Annotated in this window: 18 protein-coding genes; 4 read left to right on the top strand and 14 right to left on the bottom strand. The window is 35.1% G+C overall.

Annotated features, from left to right (window positions below):
• Positions 1–1,112: 1,112 nt before the first annotated feature.
• The 4 genes from SPD48_RS06600 to SPD48_RS06585 all read right to left on the bottom strand — a co-directional run bounded on the left by SPD48_RS06600 (position 1,113) and on the right by SPD48_RS06585 (position 5,593).
• The gene (locus tag SPD48_RS06600) at positions 1,113–2,615 is read right to left on the bottom strand and encodes an amidase family protein (RefSeq protein WP_336257288.1); all 1,503 of its coding nucleotides are present in this window, start codon (positions 2,613–2,615) and stop codon (positions 1,113–1,115) included.
• Between the two features lie 200 nt (positions 2,616–2,815).
• A complete protein-coding gene (nagB, locus tag SPD48_RS06595) occupies positions 2,816–3,529 on the bottom strand; it encodes a glucosamine-6-phosphate deaminase (protein ID WP_336257287.1) in 714 nt (237 codons plus the stop codon).
• A gap of 5 nt (positions 3,530–3,534) precedes the next feature.
• A complete protein-coding gene (gene nagA, locus SPD48_RS06590; protein WP_336257286.1) occupies positions 3,535–4,701 on the bottom strand; it encodes an N-acetylglucosamine-6-phosphate deacetylase in 1,167 nt (388 codons plus the stop codon).
• A 16-nt stretch (positions 4,702–4,717) separates the two neighbouring features.
• Positions 4,718–5,593, bottom strand: coding sequence for an ROK family protein (locus tag SPD48_RS06585; RefSeq protein ID WP_336257285.1), 876 nt, complete (start codon positions 5,591–5,593; stop codon positions 4,718–4,720).
• Between the two features lie 249 nt (positions 5,594–5,842).
• On the opposite strand from SPD48_RS06585, the gene SPD48_RS06580 reads away from it, so the two are divergent.
• Positions 5,843–6,889 carry a glycoside hydrolase family 3 N-terminal domain-containing protein gene (locus tag SPD48_RS06580; protein WP_336257284.1) on the top strand — a complete coding sequence of 349 codons (1,047 nt, stop codon included), beginning with the start codon at positions 5,843–5,845 and terminating at the stop codon, positions 6,887–6,889.
• Positions 6,890–7,027: 138 nt separating this feature from the next.
• Here SPD48_RS06580 and SPD48_RS06575 read toward each other — a convergent pair whose 3' ends face one another.
• The 6 genes from SPD48_RS06575 to SPD48_RS06550 all read right to left on the bottom strand — a co-directional run bounded on the left by SPD48_RS06575 (position 7,028) and on the right by SPD48_RS06550 (position 12,021).
• The gene (locus SPD48_RS06575) at positions 7,028–7,750 is read right to left on the bottom strand and encodes an amino acid ABC transporter ATP-binding protein (protein WP_336257283.1); all 723 of its coding nucleotides are present in this window, start codon (positions 7,748–7,750) and stop codon (positions 7,028–7,030) included.
• A complete protein-coding gene (locus tag SPD48_RS06570) occupies positions 7,750–8,385 on the bottom strand; it encodes an amino acid ABC transporter permease (protein WP_336257282.1) in 636 nt (211 codons plus the stop codon). The genes SPD48_RS06575 and SPD48_RS06570 overlap by 1 nt, the downstream gene beginning before the upstream one ends.
• 241 nt (positions 8,386–8,626) lie before the next feature.
• Positions 8,627–9,457, bottom strand: a complete 831-nt coding sequence (locus SPD48_RS06565) for a transporter substrate-binding domain-containing protein (RefSeq protein ID WP_336257281.1) — start codon at positions 9,455–9,457, stop codon at positions 8,627–8,629.
• A gap of 243 nt (positions 9,458–9,700) precedes the next feature.
• Positions 9,701–10,423 (bottom strand): amino acid ABC transporter ATP-binding protein, encoded by a 723-nt coding sequence (locus SPD48_RS06560; protein ID WP_336257280.1) that lies wholly within the window; start codon positions 10,421–10,423, stop codon positions 9,701–9,703.
• A gap of 5 nt (positions 10,424–10,428) precedes the next feature.
• Positions 10,429–11,148 carry an amino acid ABC transporter permease gene (locus SPD48_RS06555; protein ID WP_336257372.1) on the bottom strand — a complete coding sequence of 240 codons (720 nt, stop codon included), beginning with the start codon at positions 11,146–11,148 and terminating at the stop codon, positions 10,429–10,431.
• A gap of 111 nt (positions 11,149–11,259) precedes the next feature.
• Complete coding sequence (locus SPD48_RS06550) at positions 11,260–12,021, bottom strand: basic amino acid ABC transporter substrate-binding protein (protein WP_442962123.1); 762 nt, start codon at positions 12,019–12,021, stop codon at positions 11,260–11,262.
• A 493-nt stretch (positions 12,022–12,514) separates the two neighbouring features.
• Here SPD48_RS06550 and SPD48_RS06545 point away from each other — a divergent pair, with 493 nt between their 5' ends.
• The 3 genes from SPD48_RS06545 to SPD48_RS06535 are packed head-to-tail and all read left to right on the top strand — an operon-like array spanning position 12,515 to position 14,629.
• Complete coding sequence (locus SPD48_RS06545; protein ID WP_336257278.1) at positions 12,515–13,747, top strand: MBL fold metallo-hydrolase; 1,233 nt, start codon at positions 12,515–12,517, stop codon at positions 13,745–13,747.
• Position 13,748: 1 nt separating this feature from the next.
• The gene (locus SPD48_RS06540; protein WP_336257277.1) at positions 13,749–14,009 is read left to right on the top strand and encodes a DUF3006 domain-containing protein; all 261 of its coding nucleotides are present in this window, start codon (positions 13,749–13,751) and stop codon (positions 14,007–14,009) included.
• A gap of 20 nt (positions 14,010–14,029) precedes the next feature.
• Positions 14,030–14,629, top strand: coding sequence for a class I SAM-dependent methyltransferase (locus SPD48_RS06535; protein ID WP_336257276.1), 600 nt, complete (start codon positions 14,030–14,032; stop codon positions 14,627–14,629).
• A gap of 48 nt (positions 14,630–14,677) precedes the next feature.
• Here SPD48_RS06535 and SPD48_RS06530 read toward each other — a convergent pair whose 3' ends face one another.
• From SPD48_RS06530 to SPD48_RS06515, 4 genes are all read right to left on the bottom strand, one after another.
• Positions 14,678–15,592, bottom strand: a complete 915-nt coding sequence (locus SPD48_RS06530; RefSeq protein ID WP_336257275.1) for an LCP family glycopolymer transferase — start codon at positions 15,590–15,592, stop codon at positions 14,678–14,680.
• 129 nt (positions 15,593–15,721) lie between these two features.
• The gene (locus SPD48_RS06525) at positions 15,722–16,666 is read right to left on the bottom strand and encodes an MBL fold metallo-hydrolase (protein ID WP_336257274.1); all 945 of its coding nucleotides are present in this window, start codon (positions 16,664–16,666) and stop codon (positions 15,722–15,724) included.
• 115 nt (positions 16,667–16,781) lie between these two features.
• Complete coding sequence (locus tag SPD48_RS06520) at positions 16,782–18,248, bottom strand: PH domain-containing protein (RefSeq protein WP_336257273.1); 1,467 nt, start codon at positions 18,246–18,248, stop codon at positions 16,782–16,784.
• On the bottom strand, positions 18,238–18,717 hold the full coding sequence (locus tag SPD48_RS06515; RefSeq protein WP_336257272.1) for a PH domain-containing protein: 480 nt from the start codon (positions 18,715–18,717) through the stop codon (positions 18,238–18,240). The genes SPD48_RS06520 and SPD48_RS06515 overlap by 11 nt, the downstream gene beginning before the upstream one ends.
• Positions 18,718–18,755: the final 38 nt, after the last annotated feature.

Genomic DNA, 18,755 nt, shown 5'->3' with positions numbered 1-18,755 from the left:
ACCCTCTTTCTTACACCATGTAAGTAATTAACGATAAAAAATGCATAACAACCTCTGATAAACCGTTTTCAAACCTATTAAACAATCATTAACCCTTTTGTTTATCCCATGGTGTTATTAATAAATTATAGATCAACGATTATTTAAATGTCAAGAGCCATTATTTTATGACAAGCTATTCAAATTATTAAAAATTTTATTAATGAAACTATCGTGATCGGCTATAAATCTAGTATTAAAGGACTTTTCCGGCTTACACAAGCTGGCAAATATCCCTGTTATAAAGTTCTAAATGGGAAATATTTCAAACTCCCTTTCAATATCGGGGTTATAATTGGATGACGTAACAAAATAAATACGGGGACATTTTCATGTTGATGTTCATTTAATACCATGATGAATTGAAATAGTTTTTCATCTTGCCTTTTAATGCGTGTGTATGCGTATAATTTTTAATAAAAAACACAAGTATTTATTTTCATTGTTGAGTTAAAGTTTGCTTGGAAAATTTGCAGACAACTATATTCCAAGACTTTATCCGTAGAAGATGATATGAACTGTGCATTAGTAAAAATTTGTAAACCTAGTAACTACTCCGTTGATTTCCGCCTTCGGGCAGTTCGCTTTCACCATAGGCATAAGCGCGACATCTGTTCAAGCTGCACTATCGTTTGCTTTTACAGTGTCTCCTTTACCGTGGGCACGGCTTTAGCCTCCTCGGAAGCAAAGACCGCTTCCTGTGGGGTCTTCAGACTCGTGCTTTTCCCACAGGAGTCGACTGCCCTCCGGCTTCAATTATCCCTTGTGATAGTAGTACCAAACTGTGCAGAGCTGTTTACAATTCACACCCAGCGAAGGAAATACACGGAGACTCCTGTGGGAGGAAAGGCCTCGGTGAGACTACGAAGTGCGTAGCACGAAGAAGGCTCAACAGCCGCCCACGGAAAGCGCAGTGTATTTTCGTAGCGAGTTATACGCTTAAGATTTTCATAGGTTACTGCACAGTTTTTATATGCAAAAAAAGCTTTTCTTGATCAAAGTTGTTAAGTTAATGAGTTGTGATCTCAATCCGTGTATCTATTTGAACTTACTTTATTGGTGCGAAAGTTGAGTTAATCAAAATAAGGATTACCTTTCATTCCAACCCAAAGTCCAGTATCTTCAAGTTGATAAGCTAATCGTAACAATTGATGATCGTTTCCTTTAGCGGCCATTATTTGTACTCCTAAAGGTAGTCCAGATTCAGTCAAATGAACTGGAACACTGACTGCCGGCTGTCCTGTTAAATTAGCTAGTTGTGTAAATGGCGTGTATGTCAGGCTTGGCAAAAACATCTCATAAATGACTTCTTGCTGTTTTTCTGGAATCTCTGTCTGAATTTGTTCAAGCAACTCCACTTCTCTTTCCTTACTATGAGTAAGTTCTCCTATCTTCGGTGCAGGATATGCTGTTGCTGGCGTTATATACAGATCATATTCTTCGTGGTATTTTGCCATTTTAAAAGCTGCCTTGTCCCATGAGGCTAAACTTAAAGAAAATTGTGCTGCCGAAACATTTTGACCAGCTACATGAAGCAGCCATGTTTCGATTTCTAAATCGTCTGAAGTTAATTTTTCGTTATTCATTTTTTCTAACTGGTTAGTGAGTGCTGAGATTTCTCCGCTATTCATTAAATAATAATCCCGCATTAGCTGAACACCATCTATATCAGGAACCGACTCTTCTACTGAATGTCCTTGTTCTTCTAACCATGTAATGACTTTATAAACAGCTTTTTTGGCCTCATCAGAAACTGGTGTCCCTACAGGTGATTCTGTTGTAAACCCAATTTTTAATGGACGTTTAAATGATTCTTCCATTGCCCATTCGTAACGTCCTGGAAATAATGGTGTTTGAAAAGCTGCTTCTTGTTGAACTGTCTGCATAATGGTTAATAGTTTGGCACTATCACGAACTGTCTTTGATAAAACAAAATCAATTGCAGCTCCATGCCATTGACGACCTACGCCTGGTCCTACTGGTGTTCTTCCTCTCGTCGGTTTTAATCCAAATAAACCGGTAAAAGAAGCAGGAATGCGAATAGAGCCACCTCCATCACTGGCTCCTGCGATAGGAACAACGCCTGATGCAACAAGCGCTGCTGCACCACCACTTGATCCTCCTGGAGAAAATGTATGATTCCAAGGATTGCGGGTTGGGCCATGTAGTTTTGATTCCGTTATATTTTTCAACGCAAACTCTGGTGTTGTTGAATGGCCTAAAGTAAGAAATCCTGCTTGTTGAATCTTTTTCACAAAATTTGATGTCTGTGAGGCAATTGTCTCTTTAAATAAATTGGCACCACTCGTACTAGGTTCACCCGCAATTGACTGAGATCCATCTTTTAAAAATATCGGTACTCCATTAAATTCACGAGGTGGAAAATGAGGAACGGGAATTGATACTTCTTTGATAACCTTTTCCTTCCTCGTATGTGTCACTGCATTTAACTGGTCATTTACCTTGTCTAAAAGAGTATAACTTGCTTTTACTACTTCTTCTTGCGTAATTTCTTTCTTATTAATTAATTTTGAAATTTCGGTTCCATCAAATGCTATATACTCTGATAACTTCATTGTTTTCCCCAACTTTCATCTTAATTACTATTATCATAACAAAAATATGCTCTTAGTAGAATATCAAGAGGTGGTATAAGTATTTCGCTTAAAACTTAATATGTAATTTTAAAGTAAAAAAGAATCCAATATGCTAACAGAAATAATATTGCTCATTTCATATAGCGTATGGATTCTAGTTAAAGACAAAATACCTTATCTTATATGTCGATATCAGTTACTAATACAACGTTAGGATGCCGTTGTAATATAGATGCTGGCACTTCTTCTGTTACATCTCCATACAAGACTTTTTTCAAAATATCAGCTTTTTTCTCTCCTTGAACAAGTAACAAGATTTTTTTCGCTTCTATAATTGTTCCAATTCCCATCGTCAATGCTTGGGTCGGTACATCTTCTTTGTGTTCAAAAAATCGAGAATTTGCTTCAATCGTCGAATCATCTAAATCGACAATATGAGTTCTAGCATCAAAAGATGTCCCCGGCTCATTAAAAGCGATATGACCATTTAATCCAAGACCTAAAATTTGCAAATCCATTTCACCAGTTTTTTTCATCAATTGCTCAAAAGAACGACATTCTTTTTCAAGGTCTTTAGCTTCCCCATCTAATAAGTGAGTATTTTGCTTTTTTATATCAATCCCATTAAATAAATGGTGATCCATATAATAACGGTAACTTTGTGGATCATCATTAGATAAGCCAACATATTCATCTAAATTAAACGTGACCGCTTGTTCAAACGTAATTTCTCCAGCTTTACATTTATCAATTAAATTTGCATATAACTTTTCTGGAGTTGAACCCGTAGCAAGTCCAAGTACTGGATTTTCAATTTCTTTTATCGAATCAACAACAATTTCAGCTGCCTTGCGACCTAACTCATCCATATCTTTTACTTTAATAATTTCCATTTCCTTCACTCCTCGTAAGCTATTATCCCTCGGCAAATCGTATATTTAATAGCCAGTTTTTCATCCAGAAGTAGTATATCAGCATCTTTCCCTACTGTTATACTCCCCTTCTGATCAAATATATTAATTTGCTTTGCGGGGTTTTCTGCAGACATTTTAATGATGTCTCTAATTGTAACACCATCTAATTTTAGCATATTTTTTGCTGCTTCATCCATTTTTAAAATGCTACCAGCCAATGTTCCATCTTCTAAAGTTGCTCGACCATTCAACACGGTAACAGGCTGACCACCTAGTTCATATGCACCATCTGGTAATGATTTTGCCCGGATAGCATCTGAAATTAATAATAGTCGTTCACTACCAATATTATTATAGATAATTTGTAACATTTCTTCCGATGTATGTATCTCATCCGCAATAATTTCCGCTTTTAGCTCATTCAGTAAAAAAGCTGCACCGACAGCACCAATATCACGATGATGGAGCCCAGTCATTGCATTACATAAATGAGTCAATTGGGCAACACCCTGACTTACTGATTGCTTGATTTCTTCAAATGTAGCAGAAGAATGTCCAGCTGATATATTATACCCATTTTGTTCTAAGTACGGGATGAGGCCATCTCCATCACATTCAGGAGCAAGTGTAATTGTTTTGATCATTCCAGCAGAAATTTCTTGCCACTTCTTCATTAATTCCACATTCGGGCTGTGTATAAACTCGGCTGGCTGCGCTCCTTTTTTTTCTTCATTAATAAATGGTCCTTCTAAATGAATCCCGACAACTTCTGATTTTCCAGCCTTGTTTTCATAACAAGCAATATTTCTTAATGCCTTTTCGATGTTCTCATTGGATTGTGTCATCGTTGTTGCTAGAAAACTTGTTGTTCCTTCTTTTGGTAAGCAAGTAGCAATTGTGTCCAATGCCTCTTCACTTGCATCCATAGTATCCGCACCTGCAGCTCCATGGATATGACCATCAATGAAACCTGGTATTGCAATTAATCCTTCTCCATCAATACAGAGGTAATCTTCACTATTTTGATCGAGTAAAATTGGATGCTTTGATATTTCCACTATTTTACCCTCTTTAAGTAGTAAAAAACCATTTTCAATCTTTTCATCTTCTGTATATATAGTTATATCTTGAATTAAAATAGATGTTGACATCTTTTTCTCCTTTCTTTTAAACATGGAGTGAAACTGCCCCTAACATTCCTGCTCTATTTCCTAATGAAGCTTTTACTATGTTTACTCCTGCAAAACTTTCCAATACCATCTCATTTACTTTTTCAGAAATCATATGTACTAAAACTTCTTGTTCCATAATTCCTCCCCCGATGACGATCGTTGTTGGATTAAAAATATGGATAATAGACGTTAGGCCAATTGCAATTTCCTCTACCCATTTATCAATTACTTCCTTAATTTGATTATCATTTTCGTAAAATCTCTCAAAAATAATTCGTCCATTTGTGATGTCTGAATCGATCTTTTGCGCTTCTCTAAGTAATGAAGTAGTCGAGGCGTATGTTTCGTAACAGCCTTTTAAGCCACACTTACATGATAAACCATTACCATGAGTAATCATATGTCCGAACTCTGCTGCATATCCATTCCTTCCATAATAAAGTTCTGAATTAACAACAATCCCTCCCCCGATTCCAGTCCCATATGCTAGAAATAAGAAGTCATTATAGTCTTTCCCTACTCCAAAATGATTTTCTCCTAGTGCAGCCGCGTTGACATCGTTTTCAACTTTAACCGGTACGTTAAAATGATCCTCTAATATTCTTTTTATTTGTAGACCAGATGTTTGAGGAATATTTGCTGATTCTTGTACGATGATTCCATTATGTCGATCCACCTGACCTGCTGTACTAATTCCGATTGCATCTATTTGATTAAATTGCTCAATTTGTTTAATTAAATTTTGTATGATGTATGTACCGCCTTTATCACTTTCGGTATCGTATTCCACGAAATCGAGTACGTCACCTGAACGATTAAAAACGCCTAATTTTATTGATGTTCCCCCAATATCAATTCCTGCTATTCTCATTCCACATCTCCTCATTTAGTATGTTTCTCTTATTTCTCTTAACTAATATTTTACCAGTTTGTGCTAAAATATGTATCTTAAAGGTTTATTGCCAATACGGATAATATACGATATGATAACAAGTAACATTAACAAAACCTATACAATTATTATAGGCTGATCTACTAGATTGTCTATATTGATTTGCCTTTTTATGAAAAAAGTAAATCATTTTAATAGATTATTTTTTATAAAGGAGAGTTTGTTAAAATGAATGTCACCCAGATGTCGATAGAAGAAAAAGTCGGGCAACTATTTATCGTTGGCTTTCCAGATACGAGGATTTCTGGAGAACTAATTCATTTATTAACAACGTATAAAGTTGGTGGACTATTCTATCAATCCAGAAACTATATAAATTCGAAACAAATTCATCAACTGTCTACAAATGCTCAATTTTACGCAAAGAATGGTTTGCCATTATTTATTGCTATTGAACAAGAAGGTGGCGAAAACAATACTTTTGCTCAAGGAGTTTCTCAAGGTCCAACTCAAGCAGCATTAGGTAAAGTAAATAACCGGCTTTACACAAAACAAATGGCTCAAATTGTAGGAGAAGAACTAAAAGAATTAGGAATAAACATGAACCTGACTCCTTCTTTACATAAAGAAAGCAAGGATAGTTTCCACCCTTCCAATAGTGATTTGCTAGCCAAGCATGGAGTAGCAACAATTCAAGGATATCAAAATGAAAATATCTCTACTGTGGTGAAGTATTTCCCTGGAGAGATGCATGATTCTGTAGAATCCTTATTAATGGAAGAAAAGGATAACCCTCGCTCAAATCTTTATCCTTTTTATAAAGCAATTCAACAAGAAGTAGATGTAATACTTGTTTCCCCTACGTTGATACCAGAAATTACAGCAAAGAATCCAGCACTATTTACAAGTTCAATTATACATTCCGTCTTACGAGAAGACTTAAACTTTGATGGAGTAATTGCTAAGGGATACAACGGACTAGAAACACCAGATGAAGTAGCTGAATCCGCAATTTTAGCCATTCAAGCTGGAGTTAATCTGCTTTTCATTCCACGAACATATAAAAATCAAATTACAGCTATTAATGCTGTTATTGAAGCAGTTAAAACTGGTAGAATTCCAGAATCTTATCTCGATGAATCGGTACAACGGATCCTAGCATTAAAAAGAAAACGAAAAGTAGGTAAACTAAAGCCGTTTAATTCTGAGAATCTACTAAAAAAACGTTCCGTAGATTTTGTTGATAAGTTAAAAGATTTAGTCGAGTTAAACTAGTCAATTTTGTATCTTTTTAAGCTACTTATAAAATTTCATTCAAACGAATCTTTCTATAGATTTATAAATATACAAAAAATATAATGAAATTCAAAAAGTCATCCTCGTTCGATATTCGAATGAGGATGATTTTCAAACTTATAAGATTTGTCCGAGAAATGTTTTTAACCGTTCACTTTTAGGATTTGCAAACATTTCCACTGGTTCTCCTTCTTCCATGATAATCCCTTCATCAATGAATATTACTCGATCACCTACTTCTCTTGCAAAACCCATTTCATGGGTAACAACAACCATTGTCATTCCCTCTTTGGCCAAATCTTTCATTACGGCCAATACTTCTCCAACTAGCTCTGGATCAAGTGCAGATGTCGGCTCATCAAATAACATCACTTTTGGGCTCATTGCGAGTGCTCTTGAAATTGCAACTCGTTGTTTTTGTCCACCCGACAGACTAGTCGGATAGGTGTCAGCTTTATCGGAAAGACCGACTTTTTCAAGCAATTCTCTCGCCGTTTTTTCAGCTTCCTCTTTTGAGATTTTCTTTACTTTCAGAGGACCTAACATAATATTTTCTAATACGGTCTTATGTGGAAACAGATTAAAATGCTGAAACACCATACCAACTTGAGAACGGACTTTTGGAACATTCGTTTTTTTATCCGTAATTTCTTGACCATCAATCGTAATGGTACCTGATGTAACTTCCTCTAATAAATTCAAACAACGTAAAAAAGTACTCTTCCCTGATCCTGATGGTCCAATTACACAGACTACTTCTTTTTCTTTTATCGTATTTGATATTCCTTTTAATACTTCATTATCACCAAATGATTTATGTAAATCTTCTACTTGGATCATTACACATCAAGCCTCCGTTCAATACGTCTTAAAATAATACTGGACGGGATCGTTATTGCCAAATAAAATAATGCAACCATTAAATACGGCTCAAAAGATACAAACGTAGAAGATGCATATGTACGACCTTGATATAGCAATTCGTGGACTGCAATAGCCGAAAATAATGAGGTATCTTTCAAACTGATAATAAACTGGTTACCAAGCGGCGGAATCATTCGCTTAAATGCTTGTGGCCAAATAATATACCACATTGTCTGGGTTCGTGTAAGTCCAATCGAATCACCGGCTTCAAATTGTCCCTTATCAATGGATTGTACACCACCACGGACAATTTCAGCTATGTATGCCCCGGCATTTAAAGAGATTGCTAGAATGGAAGCAGTAAGTTTATCTATATTGACAAAATCAGAAAGCCCAAAATAAATAAAGAATATTTGTACAAGGATAGGCGTCCCTCGAATTACTTCTACATAGACAGTACAAATCCAGAAAATCAATTTATTTTTTGATAAGCGGCCTAACCCAACAAATGCTCCGATTATAAAACCGATAGCCACTCCAATGATTGTAATTAAAAAAGTTAATTTAATACCTTCCCATAAATAGGGAAACACTCCTACAAAGTGTTGCATGTTGTCTATCACCTCATTTATGTCTTTTAACATTCGGCTTAGTACGAATTTTAATTGTATAAATCAAAATCGATTCACCAAACATAAATTATTACACTAGGTAAAAAAGAATTGTAAACCTAGTACTATCGACTATTAGTAACAAATGTTAATCCAGCTCCTTGTGAATTTAGAAGGACACTTTCTTACATTTAAGAGAGAAAAGCGTGACATAAATGATCACGCTTTTCTTTTTGTTTTATTATTTTTCCGTGCCTTCTGGACGCTCTCCAAACCATTTTTCATAAATATCATCATAGGTGCCATTTTCTTTAATTGTCGTTAACGCATCATCAATCTTGTCACGAAGTTCAGAACCTTTAGGAAAACCTATCCCGTAATCTTCACCAGTTAACTTTTCTCCTACTGTTTTAAGTTTTCCGCCAGCTTCTTTTTCAGAATAATATTGTACGTTTGGTAAGTCGTAAAGAACGGCATCAGCTCTTCCAGCTAATACGTTTTGATATGCTTCTACGATTTCAGGAAACGCTTCTGGAGTTGCCTCCGTATTTTCTTCTAAATACTCCTGACTTGTAGAGCCTTGTCGTGTTGCGACAACTTTACCATCAACATCATCAATTGATTGAATTTCATCTGCATTTTCTTCTGTAACTGCAAGAATCAACCCTGCTTCATAATATGGTTGCGTAAAATCAATATTTTCTTTTCTTTCCTCCGTAATTGTCATTCCTGCAATTCCAATATCAAATTTACCAGAACCTAAACCTGCGACAATTCCAGCAAATTCTAATGTTTCAATTTCAATTTCAATTCCTGCTTCTTCCGCTAATGCAGTGATTAAGTCAATATCAAAACCAACTAAATCTCCCGACTCTTCATCTAGATACTCAAATGGAACATACGCATTATCAGTCGCTACAGTATAAACCTTTCCATCTGTTTTTTCTGCTTCTGCTCCGTCATCGGTAGCGCTTTCAGTTTCTCCTGCATCTGATTCAGATGACCCTCCGCATGCTGCAAGTACTCCTATTAACAAACTCAAAAATAGTGTAAGTAATAGTTTTCGATACATGTTTAGCCCCCTATGTAATTTTTACTAGAATCTTTAGTTTATTATTATAACATAGAAATTTTATAAAAAAAGGATTATTCTAATAATACAGAAGAGTTTAATAGGCTTTCACGATCAATAATGCGTCACAAAAGTATGGCGAATATTATATTATCCAGTATTTAACTGGCACTTTTCACCATTTCAAAACATTTCAAGTCATGTAAGTTTTATGCTTTTTTTAATAGAAATTGATCAAATTCATTATAAAATTTTCCCTAAAAAAGCTTTCGTCCGTTCGTTTTTTGGATTACTGAATATTTCTTCTGGGGTTCCTTCTTCCACCAAATATCCACCATCGATAAAAACTACTCTATCCGCAACTTCTCGCGCAAATCCCATTTCATGAGTAACAACGATCATCGTCATTCCTTCTTTTGCCAGCTGTTTCATGACATCAAGTACTTCTTTAACCATCTCGGGGTCAAGGGCTGATGTCGGCTCGTCAAACAACATCACTTTCGGTTTCATTGCAAGCGCTCTGGCAATCGCAACTCGTTGCATTTGACCTCCTGATAATTGTTCAGGATAATTCATTGCTTTATCACTTAGCCCCACTTTTTTAAGTAGTTCATAAGCAAGTTCTTCTGCTTCTTTTTCTGGCATTTTACGAATTTTGATTGGAGAAATCGTAATATTACTAAGTACATTCATATGAGGGAATAAATTAAATTGTTGAAAAACCATTCCAACATCTGTCCGTATTTGATTGATATCTGTTTTCGGATCGTTTACTTTTACATCTTCAATATATACCGATCCATCTGTAATCTCTTCTAGTAAATTTATACAACGTAAAAATGTACTTTTCCCAGAACCACTTGCACCAATTACACAAATAACTTCTTTTTCTTTTACTTCATAATCAATTCCTTTTAAAACTTCCAGTTCACCATATGATTTTACAAGCCCTTCAACTTTTATCATTCTTATCACCTACCGTCCGATATCGTTCGACTAAACGAAAATGCTTTTGGTCTCTTTGACGGAACATAGCTCGTACTAAATCGTTTTTCAACGTAAGCAATTATTTTTGTACAAACCCAAGTCAACATCAGATACAATATTGCCGCTAAAATATAAGGTTCCCAAACTCTGAAACTTGCACCCGCTACAACTTTTGCTGCATACAATATATCTGTCGCTGCAATAACTGTAACAAGAGAAGAATCTTTAAGTAATGCAATTAGTTCATTTCCAAGTGGTGGGACCATTCTGCGGAAAGCTTGAGGCAAAATAATCTGTTTCATTGCCAGTCCATGTGGCATTCCTAATGAACGAGCTGCCTCCATTTGGCCTTTATCAAGCGATTGAATTCCTGCCCGAAAGATCTCCGCACTGTACGCACTACAATTTAACATGAGAGCTATTGCACCTGAAACAAAGAAGCCTAAAGAATGCCCAAAGATCGTTGGAATAACAGCTAAATGAATAAGTAAAATCTGAACGAGCAACGGTGTTCCTCTGAAGAAGTCAATATACCATTTACATGGATAATGGACCCACTTTTTCTTTGATAAACGTCCTAAACCGAATAATAGGCCTAGTAATACTCCACATGTATACCCAACAATGGTTAGTCCTAATGTGATCCAGATTCCTCTAATAAAAAGATCTTTATAATTCCAAAGTATGTCAAACCTTATCGACATAATCAGCTCTTTTATCGCTTCTATTATGAACACCCCCTATCCCTACAGTGTAGAGACAATTTCACCGTAAAAAAGATACTGTCCGCAAATGGTTACGGACAGAATCATCTATTATTCTTCCATTTCAAACCCTGAAATTTCAGCTAATTTTCCATTCTCTTTTATTTTTTTAATTCCTTCATTCAATAATTGCAATACTTCACTGTTTCCTTTTTTAACCATCAATCCATAGTATTCTTTTTCAAATTCGTCGTCTTCTATCGTTTTAACTTCAACGTTTGGATTGTTTTTAATATATTCGTTCACTGTAGAATTATCGCCTACTGAAGCATCTGCATTCCCATTAATCATTTCACTAATTGCTAAAGGCATTGTTTCTGCCGCTACAATATTTGTACTTGTTTCTCCGAGCAGTTTTTTTACAGCAATATGTCCAGTCGTATTAATTTGTGCAGATACTTTTTTATCTTTTAAATCTGCAAAACTCTCTACATCACTATCTTCGGGAACTAATATTAGCTGATTTGCCACATAATAAGGTTCTGTGAAATCATATGATTCTTCACGTTCTTCCGTAATGGTAATGGAAGAAACAGCAAAGTCTACTTCTTCATTATCGACCGCTGGGAAAAGTGGTTCCCAACCAATGTTTTTGAATTCAATTTCAATTCCCAACTCTTCTGCAATCGCTTTCACAATATCGATGTTAATCCCTACAATTTCCCCACTCTCATCTATATATTCCATCGGTGCATATGTAGCATCTGTTCCTGCAACTAATTTTGTAATTTCGCTATTCCCTGATTTCTCCGCAGTAGTGCCTTCATCCTTCGATCCACCACAAGCAAATAGAAGTGCACTAATACCCATCATTAAAATGGCCAGCCCAATAAAACGAATCTTCTTATTCAACTTTTTTCCCCCTATTATCATAATATTGTCTAGTGGAGTATAAGAATACTCGTTAACCCCCTTTTATTTTATTTTTCTAAAATTTAAATCTATTACCGATATTATACGTTAATATAGCCTTCTGTTCAATATAATTTAGAAACTCTGTAATAATAATCCAAGTAATTTGTTGGTAATTTAATGGCTCCCCAGTTTTATAAACGTTATAAGTCTTTAATAAACTTATAAGTCTGAAGGACTAGTAATTAACTTTACTTAAAACGTATTCACTGATTCTATAAATATAAAACTTTTGCTATTCGCTAACCGCTATTTTACAGGTTAACACTATGATATTTATGTAGGCTTGAAGGTAAAAATACAATTTAACCATTTTATTAATTTAAAATCTGGTTTTTTCATCATTAATTTGGTAGTCTAACAATACAAAAATTAAAGAGATTGAGGCTAAAAAATGCGTAAACTAATGTTAGTACTCATGCTTTTCTCTTTCACTTTATTTTCAGCTTGTGATCATATTGAACAAGTGTATCAGGATGAACAAGTAGAACAGCAAGAAGTGACAGATGAAGCTACAACGAGTGAGAAAAAGTTATCTAAAAAAACGGATGAGTCAACTGATAACGAAAAAGATTTATCTAAAAGTGAATCATTAACTGTTTCATATTTAGATGTTGGTCAAGGAGATGCAACTTTATTTCAATTCTCTGACGGTAAAGAAAATTATACGATTTTATATGACACCGGTGACTGGCTCGGTAATCAAGTGCCTAAGTATTTAAATGATAAAAAAATAGATTATATTGATTTAGTTATCATTAGTCATCCCCATGCCGACCATATTGGTCAGCTGCAAAAAGTAATGGAAAGTTTTGACGTTGGTGAAGTATGGATGACAGGGAATGCGACAAATACGAAGGTTTTTCAATCCGCTATGGAAGCAGTCTTACAAAGTGATGCCGACTACGAGGAGCCAACTGCAGGAGACCTATACGATATTGGACCATTAGAATTATACGTGTTGCATCCTGCAAAACTTTCAGGAGGATTAAACGAGGACTCTTTATCAATTAATATGACGTTTGGACAGATTTCGTTCTTATTTACAGGTGATGCTTATAAGGAACAGGAATTATCGATGCTTAATTATCCTGATCATATTCAAGCAGATTTCTTACACGTTGGTCATCATGGCTCAAATACATCGAGCGACTCTTCTTTTATTGAAGCGGTTAGTCCAACGTATGCCATCTATAGTGCAGGTACCGACAATTCTTATGGTCACCCCCACCAAGAAGTCGTTCAGCTATTTAAAGATACAGGTATTACTCTATACGGAACAGACGTAAACGGCACAATTACCGTCCAAACAGATGGTAAAGATTATGAAGTACTTACAGATAAAGAGGGTATAGTAAAAAAAGGACATGAAGATACTACGAAAATAGAACCGAATAAAAATGACACTGTCGAAATGGAAGAGAATACTGCAGGCTGCATAGATATTAATACAGCTTCTAAGAATGAACTAATGGAAATAACACAAATAGGAGAAGCACGTGCAGACGAATTAATTACTCTACGACCATTTCAATCGATCGACGAACTAACTAAAATAGATGGAATTGGTGAGGCTCGACTTAAAGATATTAAACAGCAAGGCAAAGCTTGCCTAGGAGGTAATTAATATGAAAGGTGTCTTAGACCGAATAGAAGATGGAGTCGCTGTAATTCTAGTGGAAGAAAAAGGAGATGAGTTTACTATTGCTGAATATGACTTACCTGCTGGAAGTGAAGTAGGCACATGGTTTAAACTCGATTATAAGGATGCTGGATACACCATTTTAGCAATTGATGAAGTAGCAACAGGTAATGAAACCATGGCTTCAGCTCTCTTATTGAAACAATTACAAAGCCGGAAAAAACAAAGTAAATTTAAACGGAATTAATTAACTTGGAGTTGGTTCGTGTGATAAAAGAAAAATGGGATTCTCAATTCTCTCAACACCCTTTTACTTACGGAAAAAAAGTAAATAATTTTATTAAGGAGAAGAGTGGAATTTTTCCTGCCAACTCTTCCATTGCCTGTTTTGCTGAAGGAGAAGGCAGAAATGCTATATATTTGGCAAAACTGGGCCACTCCGTTACCACCTATGATATTTCCCCTATTGGGCTACAAAACACAACAATTCTTGCAAAAGAAAATGGTGTTTCGGTTAAAACAAAAGAAAGCGACTTAACAAAAATGAAAACTCAAACAGGTAAATACGACGGAGCAATTATGGTATTTGGTCATGTAGAGCATCGCGATCAGGAATTTTTTATTAAGAATATAATCAACTCCGTCTCGTCAGAAGGTTATGTAATGTTGGAGGTGTATTCAAAACAGCAATTAAACTATGATACTGGCGGACCGGGAAAAGAACCTTTTTTGTATAATCCTGCTGACATGTTACAATGGATTGCTCCATATACATGTATCCACTTTTATTATGGTGAAGTAACCCGTGAGGAAGGATATCGTCATACCGGTATCGGCCATGTTATTCAAGTAATTATAAGAAAATAATAAAAAAGCCTATAATTGAGGAACCTCAATTATAGGCTATTTATATCATTAATTTGTTAATAAATCGTGAGCTTTTTGTATTTCTTCATCTGGAACGATTAAATAATAAATACCGTCGATTTTCTCGCCAGTTCCTGCCATCATATGCTCAGAGATATTTCTACGCGTATCTTTATATCCGCTGAATAATTTTTTCATATCGTCAAAATCCATGTTCGTTGACATATTAGAACCTAAAATACCCATCATTCCACTAAATTTAGGTACAGATCCTACAGACGCACCTTCATTAAGAATTCCTTCAATTACTTTTCGTTGACGTTGAGTCCGTCCAAAATCTCCCATTGGGTCTTTTTTACGCATTCTAACGTATGCCATTGTTTTATCTCCATCCATTTCAACAATGCCTTCTGGGAAATCATACTTACTATCTGACCATTCTACATCATTACTTACTGTAATTGTACCTAATTCATCAACTAATTCTACTAACCCATCCATATTGATACTTACATAGTAATCTATTTCAATATCAAGCAGATTTTCCACTGTTGCAACTGACATATCTGTCCCACCAAACGCATAGGCATGGTTAATTTTATCCTGAATTCCTTTTCCGACAATCTCTGTTCTCGTATCCCGTGGGATACTAACAATTGTCAAGGCATCCGTAATTGGGTCTAATTGCATAACCATAATAGCGTCCGAGCGACCGGCTTGTCCTTCTTCCGCATCGATTCCTAATAACAATACATTTAATGGTTCTGTTGCTTGTAACTTTTTCTTTGTTAAGTCCGTATCAATTGTTTCAACCGGATCATGCATTTTATCATTTACCGTATTTTTCGCATTTGAATATACAGAAAAAACATAGCCACCTATCCCTAAAACTAGTATTCCAACGATGATTAATGGGATTTTCAACCATAGTCTCTTCGGTTTCCTTCTGTCTGATCTTCTCACATTCTACACCTCGTATTCTTACCCTTATTTACATAAGTTCCCACAAATTATATCATATTCAATTTCACATTAAAAGACAATCTTTTTTTCAATATATTTGAGTAATAATGCCTAGAAATTATATATTCTCTAATTCTCTCTCTTATACATCCATTTCCCCGCTACCAATTCTCGACGACATTCCCCTTTTAACCTTAAATAATTAAGATGCGCGATCGTTTCACCGATCGCAAACTGGTAATCATATGTTGTTAAATCTCGTGGGAATAAAATCTTACATACATCAAATATTGTTCTACTGTCTTTGATTGCGTCTAATATTACTTCAAAATTCTGCACATGATGTTTCCAAATTTCTTCTATTCTTCTATTTACATTTGTAAATGGCTCACCGTGAGAAGGAATAACATAGTCGATGTCTAACTGTTTTATTTTATTCAGTGAATGCTCATAGGACAATAATGGATTCTCTTCTCCATAAAACCAGTAAGAAATATTGGGAGTAATTTTAGGTAATATATGATCTGTAGAGAATAATAAATGTTTATCACGATTATAAAGGCAGATTAGCCCTTCTGAGTGTCCGGGAGTAAAAAGTATTTCGTATTCGTATTTACCAAACTTTATTTTTTCACCTTCAGTTAAATAGTGATTTATGGTAGGAAGCGGAGTAACAAATGGGAGAGAGTTTTTTGTTGCCCCAACAATTTCTTTAGTAATTGTCTTATCAATATCTGCTCGATGATAATCGTCTACTAATTTAGGTATGGCTTCTTCCGTCCATATACGGTTTAAAGCGATAGCATCCCGTTCACTCATATATACAGCCGATCGGGTTATTTCTTGTAATTTTCCAGCATAACCACAATGATCTGGATGTAAATGTGTTAATAGTATCGACTCTATTTTGTTATTTTGAATAAGAGGCTTCCACGTTTTCTGTGCAGCGTGATCATTTAAACCAGTATCTATAATGACGTATCCATCATTCCCTTCAGCAAAAAAACAATTAACATGATCTAATCGAAATGGAAGACTTATCTTCACTTTTTTAATTCCGAACTCGTCCAACATATAGTTCACTCCTTGATTGATTGAATGAATAATCATTCATGTTTTTTGAAAGTAAATGGGAGAATCACTTCTCCCATTAATTGATTATCTTACTATGAAATCTCTAGACACGCACTTAATCTTCCTCTACTTGTTTTCTATACGAATACCAATCTGCAATTTTATTTGCATCTTCCTCTTCTACATGTTTTAACGAATAGTGTGTTCCAAGACCTCCCATTCCTATGAGAGAAATTTTTGTAGAGGCAATCCGTTGATACATCTGGATTTTATGTTGTCTTTTTTGCAACGACTGTATTCGTCTATGATAGGTCATTATAGTGACTTTATTTAGATTTCTATGTTGTAATGTAATTCTTTTTCCATCAATCATATATCCCCCGTCTTTATGTTGCATCCAACCAAGTGCCAAACTCAGTATTATGAAACATAATGGAATCCAGCTGAAGGAAGGAAAAAAGTACAACACAGGAATCAAAGCTAATACAAATAAAATAGTAGTATTAAATAAATAGAACTTTCGACCACGTTTTGATAATGGAATTAGTTCAGTTTTTTGTTGTTGATAATCTGGTAAATATTCCCGTAAAAATTGTTCCACTTCCTTTTCATGAATGAGTGGAAATAATACTGGAAATGGTTCCATTTTATCAAAAGACCCTCCAGCAACAACTGCAAAAATTCGTACAAATTTAATCGGCTGGCGAATTAAACTTTGTTCTATACCAATAGCTTGAATACGATCGAAAGGAATAGTTAATTCCTTAGTTTCTAGTAAACCACGTTTAACAAACAACTCTGCAGCTCTTTTTTCTATTGTAAAATTCCCATATTTTATCATCGTTCCTGCGATGCCGAATAACCATAATAATAAAAGCATAAAAATAATGAGCCCCACTATTATAATTATACCTTGATCGATTATCCAAGTATAAGTCGTATTATATAGCTTTTTAGGGATCAATTCCTCGATTTGCGTAAAACCAGCAAGGAGTGCAACAAGAATAATACCGACACTTCCAGAAGTTGTCCCAGCAATAAAGAGACGTATCCATGAGATTTTCTTCATAGAATTACTCTCATCTGTTTCCACTATATTCTGTAAAGTTTCTTGCCTTTTCAGTACTTTACGTAAACGGACAGCATCTTCTGTCTTAATTGCACTCAACGAAACTTCCGCACCATCTCCACTGCTCGCAGTATCTATTTGAACTTTTACAAGTTTAAAAATTCGATGAATCACGTTTGCCGTCAGATCAATTTTATGAATGCGATTTAAAGAAATATAACGTTTTTTTCGTATGAAAATCCCTTGTTCAATACGCAATTCATTTTCCTCAATTCGATAGGTGAACCTGAGCCATGATAAAATACTAGAAATAATCAACAATATTAAAAAGATAGAAATAAAAAGTAAAAAGTAAAATAATGATTCTTTTAACGTGAAAATAAGTCCAATCCCTAACCCAAATATAGTTTCTTTAATAACTTTGATAAGGTTGAAATACATTGCAGCGGGATGAAGCCGTTGTGGCTTACTAAACGGATTTTCATTTCTCAATTCCTGTTCATTACACATCATCCTCATCCACCCTTGCCAATGTAGAGATTCTGTCTCTCATATCCGAAGCATCTTCTTCTAATAAGGCTGGAATCTCATGAGTTGTTGCTGCAGTAGATATGGAAACTGTTGCTAAATGATACCGTTTGAGGATTGGCCCTTGCTGAGTATCAACATGTTGAACACGGATCATAGGAATAATAGTTCTTGTAACAATTAATATTCCATGCTGAATATATATCTCTTGTTCGAATATTTCATAACGCCATCTCTTATATCTAAGTTTAGGAATCAGGTATACAAAAATAAAAACAAAAACTATCCCTATGCATGCAGCAATTCCTGTATACAAATATGAGAACTTAAATATGTATGTTAAAACAGCCAACGTTCCTATAAGTAACCATAAACCTATCATATAAAGAGATGCGGATATTCTCCAAGCTTTTATTGCTTTAAACGCTATATTATTTTTCGGTTGTTCCCTCATGTCTAAACCTCACTTTCTCCCCTCATAGTTTACCATAT

Origin of the sequence: Pseudogracilibacillus sp. SE30717A (assembly GCF_037071985.1) — a bacterium.
Lineage (GTDB): Bacteria > Bacillota > Bacilli > Bacillales > Amphibacillaceae > Pseudogracilibacillus.
The sequence above is the reverse complement of the archived record's forward strand: the minus strand, read 5'-3'. Positions and strand labels throughout refer to the sequence as shown.